29 protein-coding genes are annotated in these 22,091 nt (G+C 52.6%); 14 read left to right on the top strand and 15 right to left on the bottom strand.

Annotated elements, in window-relative coordinates; all coding sequences use genetic code 11:
* Positions 1 to 19: 19 nt before the first annotated feature.
* Entirely contained in the window at positions 20 to 934 is a 915-nt protein-coding gene (locus tag SMB34_RS07905) for a LysR family transcriptional regulator (protein WP_037989067.1), read from the bottom strand.
* A gap of 122 nt (positions 935 to 1,056) precedes the next feature.
* Between SMB34_RS07905 and SMB34_RS07900 the strand changes: the two genes are divergently transcribed.
* From SMB34_RS07900 to SMB34_RS07880, 5 genes are all read left to right on the top strand, one after another.
* Positions 1,057 to 1,800 (top strand): SDR family oxidoreductase, encoded by a 744-nt coding sequence (locus SMB34_RS07900; protein WP_037989064.1) that lies wholly within the window; start codon positions 1,057 to 1,059, stop codon positions 1,798 to 1,800.
* A 227-nt stretch (positions 1,801 to 2,027) separates the two neighbouring features.
* Positions 2,028 to 2,498 carry a GNAT family N-acetyltransferase gene (locus tag SMB34_RS07895; RefSeq protein WP_007088477.1) on the top strand — a complete coding sequence of 157 codons (471 nt, stop codon included), beginning with the start codon at positions 2,028 to 2,030 and terminating at the stop codon, positions 2,496 to 2,498.
* A gap of 89 nt (positions 2,499 to 2,587) precedes the next feature.
* Complete coding sequence (locus SMB34_RS07890; protein WP_007088478.1) at positions 2,588 to 2,902, top strand: hypothetical protein; 315 nt, start codon at positions 2,588 to 2,590, stop codon at positions 2,900 to 2,902.
* 71 nt (positions 2,903 to 2,973) lie between these two features.
* Positions 2,974 to 3,267, top strand: coding sequence for a hypothetical protein (locus SMB34_RS07885; protein ID WP_007088479.1), 294 nt, complete (start codon positions 2,974 to 2,976; stop codon positions 3,265 to 3,267).
* Positions 3,268 to 3,340: 73 nt separating this feature from the next.
* Entirely contained in the window at positions 3,341 to 3,952 is a 612-nt protein-coding gene (locus tag SMB34_RS07880) for a class I SAM-dependent methyltransferase (RefSeq protein ID WP_051682181.1), read from the top strand.
* Here the strand turns inward: SMB34_RS07880 and SMB34_RS07875 are convergent, their stop codons facing one another.
* The 4 genes from SMB34_RS07875 to SMB34_RS07860 all read right to left on the bottom strand — a co-directional run bounded on the left by SMB34_RS07875 (position 3,953) and on the right by SMB34_RS07860 (position 6,987).
* Complete coding sequence (locus SMB34_RS07875; protein WP_037989061.1) at positions 3,953 to 5,464, bottom strand: YifB family Mg chelatase-like AAA ATPase; 1,512 nt, start codon at positions 5,462 to 5,464, stop codon at positions 3,953 to 3,955.
* Between the two features lie 87 nt (positions 5,465 to 5,551).
* On the bottom strand, positions 5,552 to 5,977 hold the full coding sequence (locus SMB34_RS07870) for a VOC family protein (RefSeq protein WP_037989058.1): 426 nt from the start codon (positions 5,975 to 5,977) through the stop codon (positions 5,552 to 5,554).
* Between the two features lie 40 nt (positions 5,978 to 6,017).
* The gene (locus SMB34_RS07865; RefSeq protein WP_037989056.1) at positions 6,018 to 6,455 is read right to left on the bottom strand and encodes a YybH family protein; all 438 of its coding nucleotides are present in this window, start codon (positions 6,453 to 6,455) and stop codon (positions 6,018 to 6,020) included.
* Positions 6,456 to 6,513: 58 nt separating this feature from the next.
* On the bottom strand, positions 6,514 to 6,987 hold the full coding sequence (locus tag SMB34_RS07860; protein WP_037989054.1) for a VOC family protein: 474 nt from the start codon (positions 6,985 to 6,987) through the stop codon (positions 6,514 to 6,516).
* A gap of 135 nt (positions 6,988 to 7,122) precedes the next feature.
* Between SMB34_RS07860 and SMB34_RS07855 the strand changes: the two genes are divergently transcribed.
* The gene (locus SMB34_RS07855) at positions 7,123 to 7,590 is read left to right on the top strand and encodes a MarR family winged helix-turn-helix transcriptional regulator (RefSeq protein ID WP_037989052.1); all 468 of its coding nucleotides are present in this window, start codon (positions 7,123 to 7,125) and stop codon (positions 7,588 to 7,590) included.
* A 15-nt stretch (positions 7,591 to 7,605) separates the two neighbouring features.
* Here SMB34_RS07855 and SMB34_RS07850 read toward each other — a convergent pair whose 3' ends face one another.
* The 4 genes from SMB34_RS07850 to gshB all read right to left on the bottom strand — a co-directional run bounded on the left by SMB34_RS07850 (position 7,606) and on the right by gshB (position 11,097).
* The gene (locus SMB34_RS07850) at positions 7,606 to 7,875 is read right to left on the bottom strand and encodes a hypothetical protein (RefSeq protein ID WP_174441865.1); all 270 of its coding nucleotides are present in this window, start codon (positions 7,873 to 7,875) and stop codon (positions 7,606 to 7,608) included.
* Between the two features lie 117 nt (positions 7,876 to 7,992).
* Complete coding sequence (locus tag SMB34_RS07845) at positions 7,993 to 8,433, bottom strand: glutathione S-transferase family protein (RefSeq protein ID WP_037989050.1); 441 nt, start codon at positions 8,431 to 8,433, stop codon at positions 7,993 to 7,995.
* Between the two features lie 22 nt (positions 8,434 to 8,455).
* Complete coding sequence (locus SMB34_RS07840; RefSeq protein WP_037989252.1) at positions 8,456 to 9,913, bottom strand: alkaline phosphatase D family protein; 1,458 nt, start codon at positions 9,911 to 9,913, stop codon at positions 8,456 to 8,458.
* A 239-nt stretch (positions 9,914 to 10,152) separates the two neighbouring features.
* The gene (gene gshB, locus SMB34_RS07835) at positions 10,153 to 11,097 is read right to left on the bottom strand and encodes a glutathione synthase (protein WP_037989048.1); all 945 of its coding nucleotides are present in this window, start codon (positions 11,095 to 11,097) and stop codon (positions 10,153 to 10,155) included.
* A 233-nt stretch (positions 11,098 to 11,330) separates the two neighbouring features.
* Between gshB and SMB34_RS07830 the strand changes: the two genes are divergently transcribed.
* Together SMB34_RS07830 and SMB34_RS07825 are read left to right on the top strand one after the other, a co-directional pair.
* Positions 11,331 to 12,026 carry a LolA family protein gene (locus SMB34_RS07830; RefSeq protein WP_037989045.1) on the top strand — a complete coding sequence of 232 codons (696 nt, stop codon included), beginning with the start codon at positions 11,331 to 11,333 and terminating at the stop codon, positions 12,024 to 12,026.
* A 482-nt stretch (positions 12,027 to 12,508) separates the two neighbouring features.
* Positions 12,509 to 13,189, top strand: coding sequence for an EI24 domain-containing protein (locus SMB34_RS07825; RefSeq protein ID WP_037989043.1), 681 nt, complete (start codon positions 12,509 to 12,511; stop codon positions 13,187 to 13,189).
* On the opposite strand, the gene SMB34_RS21445 is transcribed toward SMB34_RS07825, so the two are convergent.
* Complete coding sequence (locus SMB34_RS21445; RefSeq protein ID WP_223304931.1) at positions 13,144 to 13,503, bottom strand: hypothetical protein; 360 nt, start codon at positions 13,501 to 13,503, stop codon at positions 13,144 to 13,146. The two genes, SMB34_RS07825 and SMB34_RS21445, sit on opposite strands and share 46 nt — an antisense overlap.
* On the opposite strand from SMB34_RS21445, the gene SMB34_RS07820 reads away from it, so the two are divergent.
* The 4 genes from SMB34_RS07820 (at position 13,493) to rlmN (ending at position 16,895) form a co-directional block, all read left to right on the top strand.
* On the top strand, positions 13,493 to 13,990 hold the full coding sequence (locus SMB34_RS07820) for a bactofilin family protein (RefSeq protein WP_223304929.1): 498 nt from the start codon (positions 13,493 to 13,495) through the stop codon (positions 13,988 to 13,990). The two genes, SMB34_RS21445 and SMB34_RS07820, sit on opposite strands and share 11 nt — an antisense overlap.
* 3 nt (positions 13,991 to 13,993) lie before the next feature.
* Positions 13,994 to 14,611, top strand: coding sequence for a hypothetical protein (locus SMB34_RS07815; protein ID WP_156962656.1), 618 nt, complete (start codon positions 13,994 to 13,996; stop codon positions 14,609 to 14,611).
* Positions 14,612 to 14,806: 195 nt separating this feature from the next.
* On the top strand, positions 14,807 to 15,355 hold the full coding sequence (locus tag SMB34_RS07810) for an invasion associated locus B family protein (protein ID WP_007088493.1): 549 nt from the start codon (positions 14,807 to 14,809) through the stop codon (positions 15,353 to 15,355).
* A 295-nt stretch (positions 15,356 to 15,650) separates the two neighbouring features.
* Positions 15,651 to 16,895: a dual-specificity RNA methyltransferase RlmN gene (rlmN, locus tag SMB34_RS07805; protein ID WP_037989037.1), complete on the top strand. Its 1,245-nt coding sequence runs from the start codon at positions 15,651 to 15,653 to the stop codon at positions 16,893 to 16,895.
* A gap of 159 nt (positions 16,896 to 17,054) precedes the next feature.
* On the opposite strand, the gene SMB34_RS07800 is transcribed toward rlmN, so the two are convergent.
* The 3 genes from SMB34_RS07800 to SMB34_RS07790 all read right to left on the bottom strand — a co-directional run bounded on the left by SMB34_RS07800 (position 17,055) and on the right by SMB34_RS07790 (position 19,624).
* Positions 17,055 to 17,420, bottom strand: coding sequence for a Dabb family protein (locus SMB34_RS07800; protein ID WP_037989035.1), 366 nt, complete (start codon positions 17,418 to 17,420; stop codon positions 17,055 to 17,057).
* On the bottom strand, positions 17,420 to 18,673 hold the full coding sequence (gene mltA, locus SMB34_RS07795) for a murein transglycosylase A (protein WP_240478778.1): 1,254 nt from the start codon (positions 18,671 to 18,673) through the stop codon (positions 17,420 to 17,422). The genes SMB34_RS07800 and mltA overlap by 1 nt, the downstream gene beginning before the upstream one ends.
* A gap of 234 nt (positions 18,674 to 18,907) precedes the next feature.
* Positions 18,908 to 19,624, bottom strand: a complete 717-nt coding sequence (locus SMB34_RS07790) for a Tim44/TimA family putative adaptor protein (RefSeq protein WP_147262130.1) — start codon at positions 19,622 to 19,624, stop codon at positions 18,908 to 18,910.
* Between the two features lie 382 nt (positions 19,625 to 20,006).
* Here SMB34_RS07790 and SMB34_RS07785 point away from each other — a divergent pair, with 382 nt between their 5' ends.
* Positions 20,007 to 20,585 (top strand): FxsA family protein, encoded by a 579-nt coding sequence (locus SMB34_RS07785; protein ID WP_037989033.1) that lies wholly within the window; start codon positions 20,007 to 20,009, stop codon positions 20,583 to 20,585.
* On the opposite strand, the gene SMB34_RS21520 is transcribed toward SMB34_RS07785, so the two are convergent.
* Complete coding sequence (locus tag SMB34_RS21520) at positions 20,580 to 20,702, bottom strand: hypothetical protein (RefSeq protein ID WP_276202144.1); 123 nt, start codon at positions 20,700 to 20,702, stop codon at positions 20,580 to 20,582. The genes SMB34_RS07785 and SMB34_RS21520 overlap by 6 nt on opposite strands.
* A gap of 267 nt (positions 20,703 to 20,969) precedes the next feature.
* On the opposite strand from SMB34_RS21520, the gene secB reads away from it, so the two are divergent.
* Positions 20,970 to 21,464 carry a protein-export chaperone SecB gene (gene secB / locus SMB34_RS07780; protein WP_037989030.1) on the top strand — a complete coding sequence of 165 codons (495 nt, stop codon included), beginning with the start codon at positions 20,970 to 20,972 and terminating at the stop codon, positions 21,462 to 21,464.
* A gap of 121 nt (positions 21,465 to 21,585) precedes the next feature.
* Here secB and hemJ read toward each other — a convergent pair whose 3' ends face one another.
* Complete coding sequence (gene hemJ / locus SMB34_RS07775; RefSeq protein ID WP_037989028.1) at positions 21,586 to 22,014, bottom strand: protoporphyrinogen oxidase HemJ; 429 nt, start codon at positions 22,012 to 22,014, stop codon at positions 21,586 to 21,588.
* Between the last annotated feature and the right edge of the window lie 77 nt (positions 22,015 to 22,091).

The raw sequence follows: 22,091 nt of genomic DNA, 5'->3' as shown, positions 1-22,091 counted from the left end.
TAGTCACCTCGAACCGCAATCAGCTTGCCATCAGTCCTTCGACCCCATTGGCAAAAAGCTGCCCCAACCAGTCGGTAAACACACGAACGCGCGGTGAAAGTTGCCTGCTATGTGGATAAAGCACCGATACAGGCATCGATTCCGGTGGATATTGCGGCAGGATTTCGACCAGCCGACCGGCCTTCAGATCGGCCACCGCGCGGTAATACGGGACCTGAATGATCCCAAGCCCGGCAATAGCCGCCGCGATATATAAATCCGCCCCGGTCACGGAAATATTGGCAGGAATCTCCACCTGCCGCACAAGACCGTCAATCGTGAAATCAAGCGGCATCGGCTTGGCATCCGCACCGGAAAGGAAGGAAACAACCCGGTGTCCCTGGCGTTCAAAATCCTCGATCCGTTCGGGCATGCCATATTTTTCAAGATAGCCAGGACTTGCAACCGTCACCTCGGGCATTGTTGCCAAACGACGGCCGATCATGGATGAATCGACCAGTTCCCCACTGCGCAACACGCAATCATATCCTTCATGAACCAGATCGACATACCGATCGCCATCCGCCACCACAAGCGTGATATCAGGATATTCATCCATAAAGCCCGGCAGGGCCGGAATGACAAACATCCGGGCCAGTGTCCCCTGAAGATTGACGCGCAAAAGCCCTTTGGGCGCACAAGGCCGAAAAAGGCCGTCGGCTTCCTCCAGCTCGCCCAGTATCCGGATACAGCGCTTGTAATAAGCTTCGCCGTCCAGAGTTGGTCGAACCTGCCGGGTGGTGCGATTCAGAAGCCGAGTACCCAACCGTTCTTCAAGGCGCTGAATGGCGTTGGTCATCGTGGCGCGTGGTATCTGAAGATCCGTCGCTGCTTTGGTAAAGCTTCTGCGCTCGACAATTCGAACGAAGTTGCGCATTTCCTCAAACCGGTCCATCGCATTTCCAATTGTTATGATTTATCGAACAGTATTGTCGATTATGGGGTAATTATCCCAAATGTCATCCGGTTCATACTCCGCCCATCGAAATTGGTTCATCACCAGGCAGGAAAACCGACATGACAAATGCAAATGAAACCAGAACCGCCATTATCACCGGTGCCGCACGTGGCATTGGTGTGGCCCTTGCCAAACGCTTGGCGCAGGATGGCTTTGCCGTTGTTATCAACTATGCCAACAGTGCCAACAGCGCAGACGCCCTTGTCAACGAACTGACAACAAGCGGCCATCAGGCGATGGCAATCAAGGCCGATATCACCGATGCTGATGCCGTCAAACAGATGTTCGATCACGCCGAAACCCGTTTTGGCGGGGTTGATGTCATCGTCAATAATGCTGGCGTCATGACAACACAGCCGATCTCGGAAATGAGTGACGCGGTCTATGACTCGATGATGGATACCAATGTACGCGGTACCTTCAACATGCTGCGCGAGGGGGCCAAACGCCTGCGCAATAATGGTCGGGTAATCAACTTTTCAACCACGGCCCTTCATCTGAAATTGCCGGGTTATGCGGTCTACAATGCAACCAAGGCGGCGGTTGAAGCCATGACAGGTGTTTATGCCAAGGAACTGCGCGGCCGCAATATCACGGTCAATGCCGTTGCCCCCGGTCCGGTCGCTACCGAGCTGTTCCTGAACGGCAAGACCGACGAACAGATTACGCAGTTTTCCAAAATGCCGCCACTTGAACGCCTCGGACAGCCAGAAGACATCGCCGGTGTTGTCTCCTTCCTGGCTGGGCCGGATTCCGGTTGGGTCAATGGACAGACGCTGCGCGCCAATGGTGGCCTGGCCTGATCCGGATCATTAAATTGATTGCCCTGCCGCTTTTCCCCCGATCCCGCGCGACAGGGTGATTACGCAAGGGTGCCGTCCTGAAAACATGAGGACGGCACCTTTGCCATTCCACGAATGGCCTTATTGCCAAAACAGCGACAAGAAACTCGCAAAAACTCCACCGGGCAAATTGGCAAGCTCCTGATTTTAACCCATGATGGCACCACGCCCCGAACAAGGATGCCTTTATGACCGATATTACCTTCCGCTATGCCACGCATGAAGATTTGCCTGCCATCGTTGCGCTTCTGGCCGATGACGAAAAGGGCAAAACCCGCGAAGAACTGCGCGATCCACTGCCTGATGTCTATTATGCCGCGTTCGATGCCATGGAAAGCCAAAGCACCGAAGCTCTTCCCAACAAATACCTGCTGGCGTGTCGCGGGGATGAGATCGTCGGTTGTCTGCAACTGACCCTGATTGCCGGGCTTTCGCGCAAAGGCCGTCTGCGTGCGCAGATCGAAGGGGTGCGGGTGTCGTCAAAATGTCGCGGTCAGAAGGTCGGGGAAAAGCTGATTACCGAATCCATTTCGATTTCGAAATTACTTGGTGCATCGCTTGTGCAATTCACAACCGATAAAAGCCGAAAGGATGCGCACCGCTTTTACGAACGGCTTGGTTTTGTTGCCAGCCACGAAGGTATGAAAAAGGAAATCTGAGGTTTTCTGCCATAGTAATGGCAATATTTCTCAGCCTTTTCGTGCTATGATTGAAAACCCACGAAACACCGGCAAACGGAGCTTACACCATGAATCTCTCCGAACTGCAGGAAGTTGCCACACTAAAGGGCTTCACCCATCATTTCAGTGCGGCTGGAAACCATGTTACCTGCGATGGCAATGAAGTAAGCTATTCCGCCAATGATCTGACTATTATCGACAGTCGATCCGTCGATAGCGGCACCGATCCGGGTGATGATGCGACGCTTTATATGATCGAGGCCCGCGACGGTACGCGTGGCACCCTGATCGTACCGAGCAGCTTTTACACAGAACATGAAAAGGCCGAACTGATTGACCATTTGCGAAGTCAGCAACGCGAAAGCAAATCGGGCAATCCTTAATCCTGACGGAACAGTCATTCTCTTTGCGCGTTTATGAAACACGGATATCAAAACGAGCAAGGAGCCAAGTCATGAATCTCGCAGAACTGCAGGAAAATGCCATCCGCCACGGCTTTTCGCATCAATTCGTTTATGAAGATGGCGTATTGCGTTGTGATGGGGGCGGCCCGGTCTATGATCCGGCAGAACTTAAAATCGTGCACAGCAACAGTGTCGATGCAGGTACCGATCCAGGGGATGATGCCACCCTTTATATGATCGAAGCCCGCGATGGCACCAAGGGAATGATGATCATCCCTTCAAGTTTCCATACTGATCCGGCCAAGGCACAGTTGATTGATGATCTGCGTCGGAACACACATTAATCGCGATATCCCGGTTTTTCGCGTGTTCTCACAAAATGAACACAAACCTGCACTTTTGGCGACATGAAGGATGATGAGATTGACGTCATTATCGAAATTCGATCAAAAGGCAGTAAATGCGATGTCGGACCTGTTGCCGTTTTTTCGGGCCTGGGTGGCCAATCCCAAACGGGTTTCGGCCATTTCCCCCTCCAGTTCGGCATTGGCAGAACTGATTACATCCGAAATTTCCCCCGCAACCGGCTCCGTGCTTGAGCTTGGTCCGGGTACCGGTGTTTTTACACGGGCCCTGATCGCGCGCGGTCTTGATGAGGGCGATCTGACCCTGGTCGAAGCCGGGGCCGAATTTGCCCGATTACTCTCAGATCGTTATCCACGTGCCAGGGTGTTGCATATGGATGCCAGCCGGATCACCTTAAACCCGCTTTATCCATCCAATGATCTGGGTGCTGCCATCAGCGGCCTGCCATTGCTTTCCATGCGACCCCGCCAAGTGATGGGTGCTTTGAATGGTGCATTCCGTTATCTTGGACCTACCGGTGCCTTCTATCAGTTCACCTATGGCCCGCGCTGCCCGATTCCAAGCACCATTCTTGATCGGATGGGCCTTCGCGCCAGCCGGATCGGAACGATCATGCGCAATGTGCCACCATCGTCCGTTTACCGGATTTCCCGCGTTGCCTGATCATCTCCGATAGGCCATATGCCGGTAACCGAGGGCTTCGGCGATATGCCCGCGCTTGACGTTATCCATGCCCGCCAAATCGGCAATCGTGCGGGCAACACGCAAAACACGATGATACCCGCGAGCTGAAAGCTTCATCTGACGCGTGGCATCCTGCAACAAGGCACGCCCATCCTCATCCAGAATCGCTGCTTTTTGCAAGACCTCGCCATCTGCTTCAGCATTGGTCAAAATATTATCATTTTTATATCGTAATGACTGGGTTTCGCGCGCCACCAAAATCCGTTTGCGCACCACCTGCGTCGCCTCGCCCGACGCCGGAAGGTCAAGTTCTTCGGGTGTGACTGCGGGAACATCAATCTGGATATCAAAACGATCCAGAAGCGGGCCGGAAAGCCGCGCCTGATAATCCTCGCCACATCGCGGTGCCCGCGTGCACGCCAGATCATTATCACCCAAATAGCCGCACCTGCAGGGATTCATTGCCGCCACCAGTTGCACGCGCGCCGGATAGGTTACATGCGCATTGGCACGCGCAACCGATACCTGCCCGGTTTCAAGTGGCTGACGCAATGCATCAAGGACATTGCGCTGAAATTCCGGTAATTCATCCAAAAACAGAACGCCATGATGGGCTAAGGAAATCTCGCCAGGGCGAACACGATGGCCACCGCCAACAAGTGCAGGCATGGATGCCGAATGGTGGGGCTGTCGGAAGGGTCTTGTGCGGATAAGACCGCCTTCGGGCAGCATCCCGGAAACCGAATGGATCACGGTAGTTTCAAGGGCCTGTCTGGCATTCAATTCTGGCAAAAGCCCCGGCAGACGGGCGGCAAGCATCGATTTTCCCGAACCGGGCGGGCCGCTCATCAGTAAATTATGACCGCCAGCCGCAGCAATTTCGAGCGCGCGTTTGGCACTTTCCTGCCCCTTGATATCGCGTAGATCTGGCAATGATACGGGAGATGAGCTAACCTTCGGCGCACATGGCCGCGACAGGATCTGAGTTCCTTTGAAATGGTTGATCAATCCGGTCAAACGCGATGGTGCCAGAATTTCAAGTTCCCCTGCCCAAAGCGCTTCCGCACCGTTATCTGCCGGGCAGATAATCCCCCGATCCAAGCCACTTGCCTGCATGGCCGCCGGTAAAATCCCGCCGACGCCGGTGATACTGCCATCAAGCCCCAATTCACCCAGTACGACAAAATTCGCAATGTCTTCGTGTCCGATCACATCCATCTCGGCCAGAAGACCCAACGCAATCGGCAGATCGAAATGCGATCCTTCCTTTAGTAAATCGGCGGGGGCCAGATTGATTGTGATGCGCTTGGGCGGCAATGCCAGCCCCATCGCTGAAAGCGCGGATCGCACACGTTCGCGCGCCTCGGAAACCGCCTTGTCGGGCAAGCCAACCACGCTAAAAGCGGGCAATCCGCTTGCCATCTGAACCTGCACATCGACCGGAATTGTATCAATCCCGGCAAAGGCGACGGTCATAACCCGTGCTGTCATGTGGTGTTGATCCCCGTAACCCCAAGTTATATATACCACTTTGGCGGGAAACGGGGATCAAGGCAACAAGTCGTTTATCCCCGGTGATCAGGCACAACCTGCTCCGTCTTCTGGCGACATCTCGGTATTGATCATCCAGGGCGTACCGAACTTGTCGGTAAACATGCCATAACCCGGCGACCAGAAGGTTTCCTCGAACGGCATGGTGACTTCGCCACCTGACGAGAGAGTATCAAACATTTTTCTGGCATCGGTCGCTTTTTCAAAATGCAGGGACGCTGTCATACCCTGCATTTTAGCAAAATAGCCTGGCGGGCAGTCGGACGCCATCAAGTGCCAGCCATCCCCCATCAAACATGCATGGGCGATTTTGTCGTTGAGTTCCGCAGTGTCGCCGGCCATCGGCGTATCGCCAAACGGCATCATGATCAGTTCACCACCCAGGACCGATTGATAGAATTCAAAAGCCTGACGGCAATTACCATCGAAATTCAGATACGTGATCAGTTTCATTGGGGCATTCCTTGACTATAAGGTGGGTAAGTACACAGAATTACGGCTGCAACCCGAACTGGGCGGAACCGTTTTCAAAGTCAAAAGGCACGGAAAAATGTTCATGCATGATGCGCCATTGACCATCGTGTTTTTCAAGGTGATAGCTTGACCGCATCCAGCTTGCCTGTTCGGTCCCATCTTCCTTGCGCATACCGCACCGGATCAGGAACCGTGCAACTGACAAATGCCCGGAAATGCGAATAAGGGGTTCCTGCGGTTCCATGATGAATTCGTCATCGAACGCCATGCAGCGTTCCCAATGGGCACGATAATCGTCGCGGCCCTTGAATTGTAACGGACCAACCGCGTCATAGGAGCAGATATCATCACTATATAACGCCATGATACCGTCGAGATCCTTGTTACGCGCCGCCGTTGACCAGCGGGTGAAAATCTCGCGGATAGCAACTTTGTCTTTGCTTTGTTTATCAGTCATGGGGGCATTTCCTTGCGTTGGTGGTGCGAGGGATTGGCTAAAATTTTGCGTGGAGTTTTCAGATGCCTTTGGCGGCACGTTCAATCCCGGCGATATCGAATTTTTCCATAGACATCATGGTTGTTGCCACCCGGCCCGCTACATCCGGATCGGGATCGTTCATCAATTCGATCAGGCGAACCGGAGTGATCTGCCAGAAAACGCCAAACCTGTCTTTTAGCCAGCCGCACTGTCTGGGTTCCCCACCTTCGGAAAGGCAGTCCCAGTAATAATCAACTTCTGCCTGATCATTGCAGGACACGGTGAAGGAAACAGCCTCGGTAAACTTGAACTGCGGCCCGCCGTTAAGGGCTGTGAATTGTTGACCTTCAAGCTCAAAACTTACGGTCAAAACATGGGCTTCCCGTCCGGGTCCGGCCTTGCTGCTGCGGAGAATTTTGCCGATCGTGGCATTTGGAAAAACGGACGCATAAAAATTGACGGCTTCTTCGGCGTTGCCGTCAAACCATAGAAAGGGGCTGATCTTCTGCATCGGGCTTCCTCCTTGCCGTTCAGAAGTGAATTCCAAATCGGGTAAAGCGTGGTGGCGCTTTATGAACCAAACGATTGATCAGTTTTTTCTTATTTTCCCGTTTGACAAATAAGTTGATATCAACATAATTAATTCATGTCAAAAAAAGATTTCAACCAGAACGATAAAGTCCCGTTTTCATCGACGCTGATGGTGCGTGACAGTTGTCTTTGTCTGCATGTGCGGCGGGCCGCGCGCACGATTGCGCGCCGGTTCGACGATGCTTTTCGCCCGCTTGACCTGACCAGCGGGCAATATTCCTTGCTTATGTCGCTTAACCGGCCACACCCGCCGCATATGCAAGATGTTGCTGATTTGCTGGCGATGGATCGCACAACACTGACCGCCAATCTTAAACCGCTAGAACGACGGGGGCTGGTTGCAATCGATATCGACCCCAAAGATAAACGCAGTCGTTTACTGACTCTAACCGATCAGGGAATGGCGTTGCTCGTTAAAGCCTTTCCGATCTGGCAAAAAACCCAGAAAGAGCTAAACGCTCTGGTCGCGAATTCCGATTCGCGCCACCTTTTGACAGATTTGATCAGCCTGACGAATGGCTAGGACAGAATCAGATGATCAGTCTTCGGAAGGTTCGGATTTGGCCAGATCTTCAGATGCATCGCCATCAGTCGCATCGCCGTCACGCGGCGGCAGGAATTCCTTGCGGCATGGAACAGCAACGCCATCTACAACGGTCCAGCCAAAATTGCGGAACTTGCCAAAACTTTCTTTTTTCATCGTGATGCCGCTGGAACGGTGCTTGCGCACTTCGGCGGAATCTTCACCCTGAATTTTTCCGGCCCGGGCCCAGGCCCGTTCACGCATGGATTTGGTAATGTCGGTCATGAAACCCGTTTCATCTGAAAAGTTGCTGCCCGACATCATAACACATCTGGCTGCCCCGCCACGCTATAGCTTGTTTAACCGGCACGGACAATATTGCATCCATGCAGATCAGATCTGTCAAACCGGAAGCAAATGATACCGCGTGGCAAGCATGGCCGGGCGATTGGCCATGCCCGCCATCCAATGGCGTAGATCGTCTGAAACAGCAAAACACCCATCGGGCCAGCGGAAATCAACATATTCAAGGGCTGCGGCCACCGAAAGAGTGCCGATATCTGGCCTATCTGTTGCGAGGCTGCTGATCCCGGCTTCTAAAGCGTCAATGCTTGCATGAACCGCGGCACGCTGACGATCCATTACGAAATCGGAACGTTCAGTTTCCGGGCGTTTGCTATCGGCGTATAATCGCCCGGTCGAGGACATCATACCGTCACGCAAAGCCGCATCCGTCCAAGGATTGATCATAATTTCAGAAATATCGCCTTCCAATCCCAATTCGCGAACATTGATCCGCACCTTCCGTGGAAAGGGCGATGTCGGCGAATAGTAAAGCTGCATGGTAGGAACTATGGGATCCTCCCTAGATTGTTAAATCCGGTGTCCAGCCAATGTTTTCCAGATGCCAGTTGGCCCGCCAGTTCTCGCCCTTTCGGTCCAGTGTTAGGTAATTGCGTGCAGCGCAATAGGTGCCAATCCGCCCAGGAAGCGGCTTAAGCTTGGTCGGGCGACCGGGCAGGGGATTATCGCCAATCCATGCCAAAAGACCAAGCGCACGCGCAAACGCCACCGGCGGGGCAGTGTGCGAAATGCCCGATGCCACCAGTTGGTGAATGGACTTGCCATGGGTTTCAAACGTGCCGCGGGTCGCCACATGAATTTCCCCCGAAAGCAGGGTCATGTCATAACCGCCCTTGACGACGACATCTTCAATGGTTTCCAGAAAACGGCACCATTCCTTACGATGCCAACGGCTTTGCCACTGATCGCGCAGGTCATCTTCGTATTTCTGCGCACTGGGCATCAGATGCAGGATCGCCTCAACCAGTGATAGGCGCGGGCCAATCACCGGCACACTCGACATCAACAAAATACGATGATGTTCCGGAATCGTATCGAGTGTCGCAATCATGTCCCGCCAACCATGTTCGCCCATGATCGCATGCGGGGTCCGTTCCGACCGCAAGTCGGGCGCAATCACCGAAAATCCGGGGAAATCCGTACGCCAGCCAAGGCTTTGCCCCGAACGATCCAGTATTTTCTGCGGCAATTCGTCGGGCACGGTGCAAAGCTGCATCAGGCAAAATGCTTCTCGCGCACAGGCAAACATGCCCTTTGCTACCATGCTGTCATGAAACCATTTCTTGTGACTGCCCCAACCGTCAAAAATGTCGTGGTCATCCCACATCATCAAAGATGGCACCCGCGCCAGTATATGGCTGATCTGCGGCTGCCCATAAATTTCAAGATAATGTTCCAGATAGAATTTCAGAACACTATTGCGCATCTCGGGGGTGAAATCCGCTGCCAGTTTCTGCTGACGTCTCGTCTTTTTCCAGGTGACAATATCAGGATGGCATCCCCAGACCCCGTCGGCATAAATCTGGTCCCCGCCATGCAAAAGCAGGGAAAAAGGCCGTTTTCGATGTTCGCGGGCCAAATCAATCCACAGCGCATTACGATCCGCCAAAGGTCGGTCCAGATCGCCGTCTTCTTGTCCGTTACACGAGACAAACCCGATCCGAAGGTCATGAGTCAAATCGGTATTCACATAATATGTTTCGATATCAAAACTATAATGCGCATCCGACGCAACCGGCAGCTCGAAATCATAACGCCAGTAATGACGCCCGAACCGGTTCGCAAGCTTTGTCGGGGTTACAATATCCTGACCCATGATTCGAAACTCGGCCGGATCGGCTCCTTCCGGCGTCACAACAAGGGCGGCCAGACGGGCCGTTTTATCGTCGCTGCCACGCGCGAACAGGAACGGGCCAAAGGTACCGTTTGTTGAAATTGCGCTGTTTTGCTTATCCGCCATGCAATCGGATTCCGCCTTGATGATGATTGATCCCAAAATCATACGCAGAAACAGACATTTGGTTCCAGCCTGCGGGCATGAATTCGGTCACATCAACGGATATAGGTAGCAAATTGGTGCAGAATTGCCGATGAAATCCGGCCATTTCGCAGCCATCCGTTCCGACCAGACAGGGGGCCAGAAAAAGGGGCAAGTGGTTAAACCGCTTGCCCCGAAAATCGTCCCGTCGTCAAATCCGATCAGGACAGGCGGGTTTCAATCGCATCCCAGATCAGGGATTCCAGTTTCGATCCGTCAAAACGGTTCACTTCCTGAAGCCCGGTCGGCGAGGTGACGTTGATTTCCGTCATATAATCGCCAATCACGTCAATCCCGACAAAGATCAGATCGCGCTTTTTCAGTTCCGGACCAATGCGTTCGCAAATCTCAAGTTCACGCGGTGTCAGCATGGATTTTTCCGCTACGCCGCCAACATGCATGTTCGACCGTGCCTCGCCCTCGGCCGGGACACGGTTGATCGCACCGACAGGTTTGCCATCGACCAAAATGATGCGTTTGTCGCCTTTGCGCACATCGGGCAAGTAAGCCTGCACCATCAAAGGCTCGCGCGACTGCGCGGCGAATAGTTCCAACAACGAATTCAGGTTTTCGTCACCCGGTTTCAGATGGAAAACACCAGCCCCGCCATTGCCAAACAGCGGCTTGACAATGATGTCCTTGAATTCCTCGCGGAAATCCCGAATACGCGCGGCCGACCGGGTAATCAGGGTCGGCGGCATCAGATCGGGAAACTCTGTAACGAAAATCTTTTCCGGCGCATTGCGGACATGGCCGGGGTGGTTGACCACGAAGCTTTCCGGATGAACGGCTTCAAGCAGATGGGTCGCCGTGATGTAATTCATATCAAACGGCGGGTCCTGACGCATCAGGATCACATCGGTTTCTTTGGAGAGATCTATGATCTTTGCCTCACCCAGATCATAGTGATTGCCCTTCTCGTAACGAAGCGTCATCGGGCGGACTTCGGCCTTGATCCGACCGCGGTCATAAAACATGTCATCGGGATGATAGTGCAAAAGATCATAACCGCGTGACTGGGCTTCGAGCCCCATCACAAAGGTTGAATCCCCCTTGATATCGATCGATGCGATTGGATCCATCTGAATTGCGACGATACGACTCATAAAACGCTTTCTCCTGTTGCCGGAAAGCCGATCACTGCTGCAAATGCGGCCAAACCCGGCCAATTGTGATCATTTGCGGGCGTGACTTGACCCGGCTGGCCTTCCCGGCCAAATGATGCGATATGTTGTACATATTGTGGTTGGTTACAATTTGGCTGAATTTTTATCATTCGCCATTCCGGTTTCGCAATCGCGATCACAGAATTTCTTAAAACGGGTAGACAGGCTGTCACATGGCATTCTTCAGCAAATTCGGCAAATTCCGCATCAAACAGGTGGGCGCACGCTTCCGCTCCATGACGGCGGCATCCGTCTTTGCCACAGCCTTTGTGATTGCCGCACCGGTTTCAATCAGCCTTACGCCCGCAAGTGCTTTGGCGCAGTCAGGCGCGATAGATCAGGCAACCATCGAGAAAATCGAAAACTATCTTGAGGACATCACCACGCTGAAAGCCGATTTCGTCCAGATCTCGTCGGATGGTGGTGCCGCAGAGGGCAAGCTTTATATGGAGCGGCCCGGCAAGATGCGGTTTGAATATAACCCGCCCGCTCAAATCCTGCTGGTCTCCACCGGGTCTGATTTCATTTATTATGACAAGGAAATCAACGCGCCGACCTATTTCAATATCGACGAAACCCCGGCTGGTATCATTCTGGCAAAGGACGTGTCTCTGACACGAGAGGTCAAGGTTGTTGATTTCAAACGTACCGCCGAAACCATGCGGGTTGAAATGGTGCGTAAATCCGATCCGGGTGCTGGCAGTGTCACACTGGTATTTCAGGAAAACCCGATGCAGTTGCGTCAATGGATTGTCACCGACCCCGCTGGGGTAGAGACGACCGTGACCCTGTTCAATACCGAAGAAGGCATGAAGCTGGACCCGGCATTATTCAAATTTGACCGCATCTGGCCCAATCAGCGCGGCTGATTTCAAAATTCCCGGTCAACTTCACGAAAATGTCAAATCTGCCTGACAAAGCGGTTAAGCATTCCGATTCAAACTCTTGCAAACATTGTTGTTTCGCAACGATCAATCGGTATGACATTTTTCACCTGCATCCAAGAAATTTATCGCCGATAAGCGGCCTGATCTATGGCAGACGGGGGTTATAGTCCCTATATGAAAATCTGTCACAAGGTTCCCGAATTTTGATGTGGGAGCCAAGTGTGAGGAACAGGTCTCCCCTACCTTTCCTCACGCTCCAGATCATCGGAGCGCTGGCGTCCGGTTCTCCCCCCTGACCGGACGCCTTTTTTCTGCCCAACACATACGATATCCAACGCTTTGGGCAAAAAATCAGTCAAATCCGCTACCGATTTCACGGCCTGTTAATTTTGATTGCCTAGTAATGTTTGGCATGATTCCCTTCAAGCGTGTTTACGACAGTGTCAGCAGGATAAAATCCGCCAATGATCAATGACTTTCTGAAATCCGTTTCCCAGTTCTCCGACCCGCGTTTTCGCAAGGTTGTGTGGATCGGCGTTGCCGGCGCGTTGGCAACAATTGTCGGGCTTTGGATGCTGATTGGCTTTGGCCTGAATTCGGTAACCTTTTTTGCCGATGGCGGCTGGATGGAAACCGCGGCAGACTGGCTGCTTGGCGTTGGTCTGGCATTTTTGGTGCTGTTGATGTTCCCGGCAGCGACCGTGCTGATTTCAAGCCTTTTGCTTGATCAGATCGCCGATGCGGTTGAAGATAAATATTATCCAACCCTGCCTGACACCCGCCCACAACCGATCACCGAAGCCCTGATCAGCGGCCTTAAATTCGCATTGACCGCTTTGGCGCTTAACATCCTGATACTGCCGCTTCTTTTGGCCGGACCGGTCTACATCATCGCGTTCTATGCGATGAATGGGTATCTGCTTTCGCGCGAATATTTTGAACTGGTCGCCGCACGTCGTTATGATGTGCAGATGGTGAATGCCATTCGCAAGAGCCGCCAGATGAAACTGTGGTTTGCCGGGATCGGCCTGACATTCCTGATGACCGTGCCGCTGGTCAACCTTGTGGCTCCGATCATTGCGACTGCCTTTATGGTACATTACTCCGTCCGTCTGGGCGCGTTCGAAAACCGGACCACAGCCTGACGCCATTCCGGTGGGCATCGGATAAAACGGCGGAAACCTGAAACAAAACTGCAAGACAAGGATTTGGTCATCCCCATGTTCGGAAAGAAAAAAGCCAACAAAACAGTCGACAGCAGCCCGGCTTCGTCAGATACATCTTCTTCCAGATTGAATTCAGGCGGTCTTTCCGACAGCACAGCTTCCTCGCCGAACACGTCGACTTCGGACGAAAGTGCGAGTGCCAGCAACGATACCGCCACAAAAACAGAAAAACGTAGTGAGCCGCAGCTATTTACCCAGCCGCGCACAAAGGAAGAACCGCAAATGTCCAGCAAACCGCATTCCACCAGCTTCCGCCCGGAAATCCCGAAGCGCCCGCTTGAAATTCCGACCCGCGGCAGTGCTGGCCGTCCGAGCGCAACACCAAGCAACACCGAAGGCAAGAAGCTGACGGTTGGCCGCGATATCCGTCTGGCTGGCGAAATCGGTTCCTGCGACATACTTGTCGTCGAGGGCCATGTTGAAGCCCAGATCAAGGAATGCACCCGCCTTGAAGTTTCCCAGGGTGGGACATTTGTCGGTACCGCACAGGTCGACGAAGCCGAAATCAGCGGCACCTTCGAAGGCGATCTGACAGCACGCCGCGTCATCGTGATCGGCACAGCCGACATCAACGGCAAGATCACCTATGGTGCACTTCAAATCGAAAACGGTGCACGTATCAAGGGCTCGCTGGAATATGTTGAAGGCAGCGACGACGGCACCAGCCGTACAGGTCATTCGGCTGCGATCACCATTCCGCGCAAAAGCGACGATATCTGATCCGTGATCGGCATAAACCGCTCACCAGTCCATACGACCCCGATACAGCTCCGGCGTGGTGAAGCACACCCCGCCGGGCTTCTTTGTGCGATGATCCTGATCGCGACATCACTTGTGGCATGTGGCGGCAATGCCCTCCCGCCGGGCAGCACCAATCAGAACTATGGCAAGGCTACATCGGCCAGTTCACCGCGCGTGACCCAGGACATCCCGAAAAAACCCCAAGTATCTGCCACTGGTAGCGCGACGTCAATGGCAACAGAACCCGCGGCAAGCTCGACTGGCACGGCCAAATCGAAGTCGCCGCGTATCACGGTTGCCATTCCGCCTGTTCCCTTTAAATCAATCAAGGCTGAAACCCTGATGGGTCTTTCGGAGGACGCGGTAGAACAAAAAATCGGCGAACCAGAAATGACCCGCGGCGAAGGCCCCGCACGGGTTTGGCAATACCGGTCCGATGACTGCTCCTTTGACGCGTTCTTTTTCCCGGCTGCCGAAGGACAAAAACGCAAAATGACCCATATGCTCGCCCGCAAACGCAAAAGTGCCGATAAAATCTCGGTCCAAGATTGCCTCGATCAGGTCGTAAAAGCCCGGGCTACCCTAAAAAACAAGGGTTGAAAGCCCAAAAGGAACAGGTATTTGCACCATTTTGCCATATCGCAGTCGATTTTTTCAAATTTCGCGATATGCCGTTATTTCCTTGGTCGAATATTTACCTTTTCCCGTCACCCTTGGGAAAATTTCTCATAAATCCGCCACATCGGGTGGATTTAAGGTCTTCGTCCCGAAACTTCAGACACGATACGCGAGCCCATGAAAAAACACGCCCATCGTCTTGTCAGAAATTCGCTGTCAGGTGCAGCTGCCGCCCTTATCGCTTTGATCTCTCAGGCTGCGATTGCGCAAAATGCGCCGCAACTAATTGATGTATATGGAAAATGGGAGGCCTATAGCTATTCCGAGAAAGGCAAGAAAGTTTGCTATATCGGAAGTCAGCCGACCTCGGCCAAAGGCGACTACACCCAGCGCGGCAAGATCTATGTCATGGTCACGCACCGCCCGGCGCTCAAACTGTTCAACGAAGTCAGTTTCATCACCGGCTATACCTATGAAAAGGATAGCGATGTTGACCTTCGAATCGATTCCAAAAGCTTCAAACTGTTCACCTACGAAGATTCAGCTTGGGCCGTGAACGGTGAAGAAGACCGAAAACTGGTCAGTGCCATGAAGTCGGGCAGCACGATGGTTGTTGTCGGGAACTCATCACGCGGCACGAAAACTACCGATACTTATTCTCTTTCCGGTTTCACCGCTGCCTATAATGCAATTTCAAAGGCTTGCGACGCCAAACCGGTTAACTAACCGAACAGAGAACCGATAAATCCCAGTGGTTTTAGGCGCTTGTAAAGCTGCATCGCGTTCGGCAAATAGCTGCAATGTGAATTTTATCGTTTGTAAATTGCCCCGGCCCCGCTATATGCGGGGCCATGGTTTATGCGCCAAAAGCATTTCGCGGAAAAATCTGTTATAGTTCCGCCCCGTTGCAAATCGGCGCGCATCGGATGCACAAACCCGGAAACGACCGGAAACAGTAAGATGCTGCCAGTAACGAAGAACAAACGCCGATAAACGCCAAACACCAAAGAGAGTGCCCGGGATGACCGACGTCCTGTCCGAAAACGTGACCCAGAACGCCGAAAACGGTGCCACACCGTCCGGCCCGACGTTGACCGATTTCGTAACGCGCGCCGCCAACGGGCAGGCTGCTGACGGACGTCGTGATCTTGTGGGTCTGTCGCGCGATCAGTTGACCGAACTGCTTGGCGAAATGGGTGAAAGCAAGTTTCGCGTCAAGCAGATGTGGAACTGGATTTATAACCGCGGTGTCAAAGACATCGAGGATATGACCAACATTTCCAAAAAGCTTCGCGATCGACTGTCGCAGGACTTCTATATTGGCCGCCCGATTCTAACAGCCGATCAGAAAAGCTCGGACGATACCCATAAATGGCTGATGAAGTTCCATGACGGTAACGAAGCCGAAACCGTCTATATCCCTGATCGTAACGAAGATCGTGGTGCTGTCTGCATTTCATCGCAGGTCGGCTGCACACTGACCTGCAAATTCTGCCATACCGGTACCCAGCTTCTGGTGCGCAACCTTACCCCTGGCGAGATCATCAGCCAGTTCATGGTTGCCCGTGACAGTTATGGTGAATGGCCAACCCCTGCGAACGGTATCCGTCGCCTGTCGAACATCGTTATGATGGGCATGGGAGAGCCGCTGTTTAACTATGAAAATGTCCGTGAAGCGCTGAAAATCGCCATGGATGGTGAAGGAATTTCAATTTCGCGCCGTCGCGTTACCCTCTCGACTTCTGGCGTTGTGCCGGAAATCGTGCGTTGTGGCGAGGAACTCGGTGTTGGTCTGGCGATTTCACTGCATGCGCCTGATGATGATCTGCGTAATGAGATCATGCCGATCAACAAGAAATACCCGCTCAAGGAACTGATGGATGCCTGCCGCCATTATCCCGGCATGTCCAATTCGCGCCCGATCACCATGGAATATGTGATGCTTAAAGGCGTGAATGACAAACCTGAACATGCACGCGCACTGGCAAAACTGGTCAAGGGCGTTCATTGCAAATTCAACCTGATCCCGTTCAATAAATGGCCGGGTTCGGACTATGAATGCACGCCGACCAACGACATCAAGAAATTCGCACATACGCTGCTTGAACTCGGCTACGAAGCGCCGATCCGCTGGCCGCGCGGCCGCGATATCCTGGCAGCTTGCGGCCAGTTGAAATCCGAAAGTCAGCGCCAACGCAAATCACGCGTCGGTGGTTGTGGCAACGCATCCGATGCTGAAAATGCCAATGTCGTTGCCGCGCAATAATTAACCCGTACAACTTGGCAAACATCTGGAATTACAAACGGGCAGGTTATCCTGCCCGTTTTATTTTGATTTTCTGATTAACGTTTTCAGTAGAAAACTATCAGCACTTCTTAGCTGGTTTAATCGCATCAGGATCATTCCATTGATTCTGATTTATCATCAGGCCCATTTCGCCTGAAGCTTTTTAGGTGCCATGTCGTCAGGTGCTTTCATATCTGAAATATCGATATTTATTGCTAACACTCCGCCAAGCCCCCCAACTGTCATTTCCGAAATACGCCGACCCACCCCGTCTTTATCCAGACCTGATAAATAGGAATCGCGCGCCAGCGCATCGGTGAAATCAATGGTCAAGGCATGGGTAAAACCCTGGCTCATGCCGCTTCCCGGTGTTTTGGGACCACCAACAAAGGCACATATTCCCGGCGTTTCAAGCGCCACTTCGGATAATTCGCGGAGTAATCCGTCAATTTCCGATGCCGGAACTGCATCACTGATCTGAAGCAGGACTATATGGCGCAGCATCAGGGTTGAACCTCTGCCAGTTTGACCGGATCAATTGATGCCGGCAGCAGAACAAACTTGCGTCCCTTGCGGTTCATATGACCGGCATGCAGGGCGGCATCCTCGCCAGGGCCAAAGAAAATATCCCCGCGTACCGGACCACGAATGGCGCCGCCCGTATCTTGCGCAACCATCAGACGATGAAATCTGGCATCGGCATTCATCGCATCATCGGTTTCAAGCCAGATCGGAACCCCCATGGCATGGAAACGCCGATCAAGAGCCAATGACCGCCCTGTTTCCAGCGGTACGCCCTGCGATCCAAGCGGCCCGGCATCAGGGTCATCAGGGTCGGTTTTCAGCGGATTGAAAAACACAAAGGATGCGTTGGTATTCATAACATCAGCTGCCTGATCGGGATGATCGGATAACCATTGCCGGATGGTTTGCAAAGATACGGTTTCGCGCGTCAACTCGCCCCGTTCGATCAGTTCCCGACCAATTGCGAAATAGGGATGGCCGTTGGTCGCAGCATATCCGATGCGCAAAACACTGCCATCTGGCAAAACAACACGGCCCGATCCTTGAATTTGCAGGAAAAATGCATCAATCGCGTCATCAACCCAGACAAGTTCAAGATCCCGTCCGGCAAGTGCACCATTTTCAATCGCCGCACGGTCGTAATAGGGCTTTACATTTTTACCCTCAATCCGACCGACCAGTGTTGTGCCATTAAGATCCTCACGAAACGCGCCAAGATCAATTGACACCATATCGTCAGGTTTCAGGTAAATCGCCGTCTGGAAAGGTCCTTCTCGGGTCAGATTACCGCGCAGTTCCGGCTCGAAATAACCGGTAAACAATCCTTCGGGATCGTCGTTATTGCCCACCAGCCACGGTTTGAATCCGCTTTGGAAAAAGGTGCGTGCGTCTTCCTTGCGTATCGTATCGGGCTCAAGTGCCAGCGCGGTTTCGCACAATCCGCGCCAGTCACCAACCGTTCCCATCCGCGGGTCCGGGCCGATATCGCGGTCATCAGAACGTTTGATCATTGCTGCACAGGACCGCTGAAACGCTTTCAGGCTGCCGCGCATGTCGTCAGACTGCCAACCATCAAGATGATTGAAGTCCGTGGCACTCAGTGTCAGTGCATCTGCCGGTTTTTCCGATACCTCTCCCCATCCGACAAAACCGGCAATATCGGTCCAAAACAGCCAGACAAGAGCACCTGTCGCCCCGATAAAAACCGCAATGAATGAAAGAAGTCGCGACAAAACCAGACGTCTTTTCAAGGCAAAACCCGCTATCTGCAAAATCCGATCAGAACCGGCAAGATGATTTGACCCATGCTTGCCCATTTCAACTATCTGCCGCGATTGTCCAAAAACATGCTTAACAAGCCGATAATCGAAACCCACAACGGCCATCAAATCCATAAAATCAGGCAATAAAAAAGGCGACCCGTCTGGATCGCCTTTATCAATTCAGTGCCAGTGGAGACCGCCAAATTACTGCGCGGTCTCTTCTTCCGGCGTTTCGGTCGCAACCAGCTGCCAGTTTGGATCGCGGCTTTCAATATTGCGTGCGAACGTCCAGAGGTCTTCGGCCTCGACCACCTGATTCGGATCGCCGGAAATCACATCACCTTCATTATTGAGAATGACTGATACTTCCTCGGACACGAATTTGATCGTGATATAGGCGGTGCGGCCCTCAAGGCTGGCATCGTGAATGGTGGCACTTTTGATTCCGACCAGCGTTGTTTCCTCGCGCTCTCCCTTTTCGGCACGAGCATCAATGGCGGCGGCAAAGTTTTTATAGACTTCGGCCGAAAGAAGCGGGTTCAGGCCGTCTTTGTCGCCCTTGGCAAAATATTCGACGATCATTTCGAATGCCATCCGCGCCCCATTCAGGAAATCCTGCTGGGTAAAGTCGGGATCAGCTTTCTGGATTTGCTGCAACACGCTAAAGGCACTGCTGTCAACCGCAACAGTTGCATCATCCTTTCCGACTACCTTGTCGGCATCAGGCAGGCGATAGACATTGTCCGTCGGCTGTGGCGCGCCATTGGTGGCACCTTTGCTGTCATCCTCGTGCGAACGACGGCCAAAAACATCCGTTGGACCCTGTTTTTCCTCGCCATTGCGGCGCCCAAGGGTACTGCGCAGACGCAAAACCAGAAAAACAGCGATCAATGCGAAAAGAATGATGTCGAAATACTGCAAGCCCGGACTCTTGATCTGTAAGGTTTCGAAAAACGCCAAAAACAGCAAAACTGCTGTGGTCGAGAAATGGTATGAACCGAAGCGAATGCAAGGGCAACTCCCTATCGCATTTAAAATGTGATCGGTTTCACCATGTTCATTCGCACAATCATCATATCGTCGCGAACACGTTGGTAAACTGCCGCATTTTCGTCCAGTTATACCGTTAATTTGCCGACAAATTCAGAAAGTCTTTCAGGTCAGATTAAAGCGAAATACCTGAAAACCAACATGTTTATGTAATACTGCGCTTTGCGGACAGGTCCTGTCAAAGTATGTTTACCTGACAGACTGTGATCAAACCTGATCACATCGACCAAATGCAAAGCCGAGCGGAGCAAAAATGGGCTTTTATTTTCTGGCCATCTTCGTGGCCATGCCGATCATCGAAATTGCCGTCTTCATTCAGGCAGGCGAACTGATTGGCCTTTGGCCAACGATTGGCATCGTCATCCTGACCGCTGTGGTCGGAACCTCACTGATGCGTGCTCAGGGTTTGCAAACCTTGGCCCGTGCGCAGGCCCAGATAGATCAAGGCGAAATGCCGATTGGCGAGCTGTTTGACGGCATCTGCATTCTGGTTGCTGGTGTGCTGCTGCTGACCCCCGGTTTTGTCACCGACACCATGGGCTTTCTGTTGCTGGTCCCGCCGCTGCGAAAGGCGGTTGGTGCCGGCGTCATCATGAAACTGGTTCAGTCGGGCAATATCCGGACCAATTTCTCGCGCCGGACCTATGGCAATGAGAGCTCGTCGTCGGGCGGTACTTCTGCTGGCCGCGGACGGCGTCCGGGTACTGGACCGATCATTGATGGTGACTTCGAAAATGTCAGTCCCACCAATGGTAATGGCGAAAGCAGGGATACAACCGATCACAACAGAAATGACGATGATCCCCGCAATCTGCCGCCCAAGAATTCATAATGACAATTCTTCGCCACGTTTGGCATAACCGATCACATCGATCATTCCCGACAGGACTTTGACCACGCGCTGGGATCTGTTGTCGTTTTGGCGGCTATTCGACGTCTTGCGCGACATTCTGCAAGGCTTGGCTACCTACTGCTGGTCACACCCAAAGTGGCCTTTTTGCGCCATTTTTGACCTAGACCTAGTGTTACGGCGATTTTCTTGCCCGTATCCAGAAGACATGCTAGGCCATGAGAGGACATGCCGCAAGGTTGCGGCGTCAGAAACAAGCATATCAGCCAGTTTCAGAACATCTGATCATGCTGCCAATCCCCTGGCAGATACGTTCTGAACGGCTTGTTTCTGATCAAGACCGAGATTTAAGGGAGTTATACTTTAATGGCCGAGAACACCACCGGTGCAGGACAGGGCGGCGAAGAACAGAAGCCGACTGGCAACCCGATCACGATCCACACCCAGTACATAAAGGATCTTTCCTTCGAAAATCCGAATGCACCGGAAAGCGTAGCCCTGCAACAGCAACCTAAAATCAACATCGATGTCGATGTCGAGGCGCGTACGACTCAGGACCAGAAACTTCACGAAGTCACTGTTAAAATTAACGTCAAAGCCGACGTTGCCGACAAGGTCGCCTTCATCGCGGAACTTCAGTATGGTGCCGTCGTGACGCTTAATGTGGCTGACGAACACCGTCTGCCGGTTCTTCTGATCGAAGTTCCGCGTATGTTGTTCCCCTATGTACGCAAAATCATCTCTGACCTGACTGCCGATGGTGGCTTCCCGCCGTTGATGATGCAGCAGATTGATTTTGCTGATCTTTTCCGCAAGAAATTCGCCAAACAGATGGAAGGTCAGCCTGCGGGCAACGCCTGATTTCCTGCTTTGAGTCAATTTGATACGATACCAAAACAAAGGCCGCCAAACGGGCGGCCTTTTTATTTTAATACCGAAATGATTTTCAAATGATCGGTAAATCACCCTAAAATCATCCGGATCAGAACGGGCGGGCAATGACCATAAAGACGATAATCACCATCAGGATGGTTGGTCCCTCGTTCAAAATTCTGAAGAACTTCTGGGACTTGGTGTTTGCATCGGCGTCAAACATACGGCGATAGCGCGCCATCATCATATGCATCCCGGTCATCAGCACCACGCACAGCAATTTGACGTGGAACCATCCCTCGGTCATCACACCGGCTGCATGGATCAGATAACCGCCGAAAATCCATGATGCAATCATCGCCGGATTCATGATCGCGCGCAGCAACCGGCGTTCCATGATCTTGAACTTCTCGCTGGCTTCGGAACCCGGTGCCACTTCGCAGTGATAGACAAAAAGCCGCGGCAGATACAAAAGCCCTGCCATCCAGGCAATAATGCTGATGACATGCAGGGATTTGATAACGCTGTAGGTATCCATGTCTCTCTCTTCTGGTCGATTCGGGGCACGGGGCAATCGATATTGTTTGTTTCAAACAGGATAAACGTCAAATTGCC

The sequence above is a fragment of the Thalassospira permensis NBRC 106175 genome, assembly GCF_000714555.1.
GTDB classification, from domain to species: Bacteria; Pseudomonadota; Alphaproteobacteria; order Rhodospirillales; family Thalassospiraceae; genus Thalassospira; species Thalassospira xiamenensis.
The sequence above is the reverse complement of the archived record's forward strand: the minus strand, read 5'-3'. Positions and strand labels throughout refer to the sequence as shown.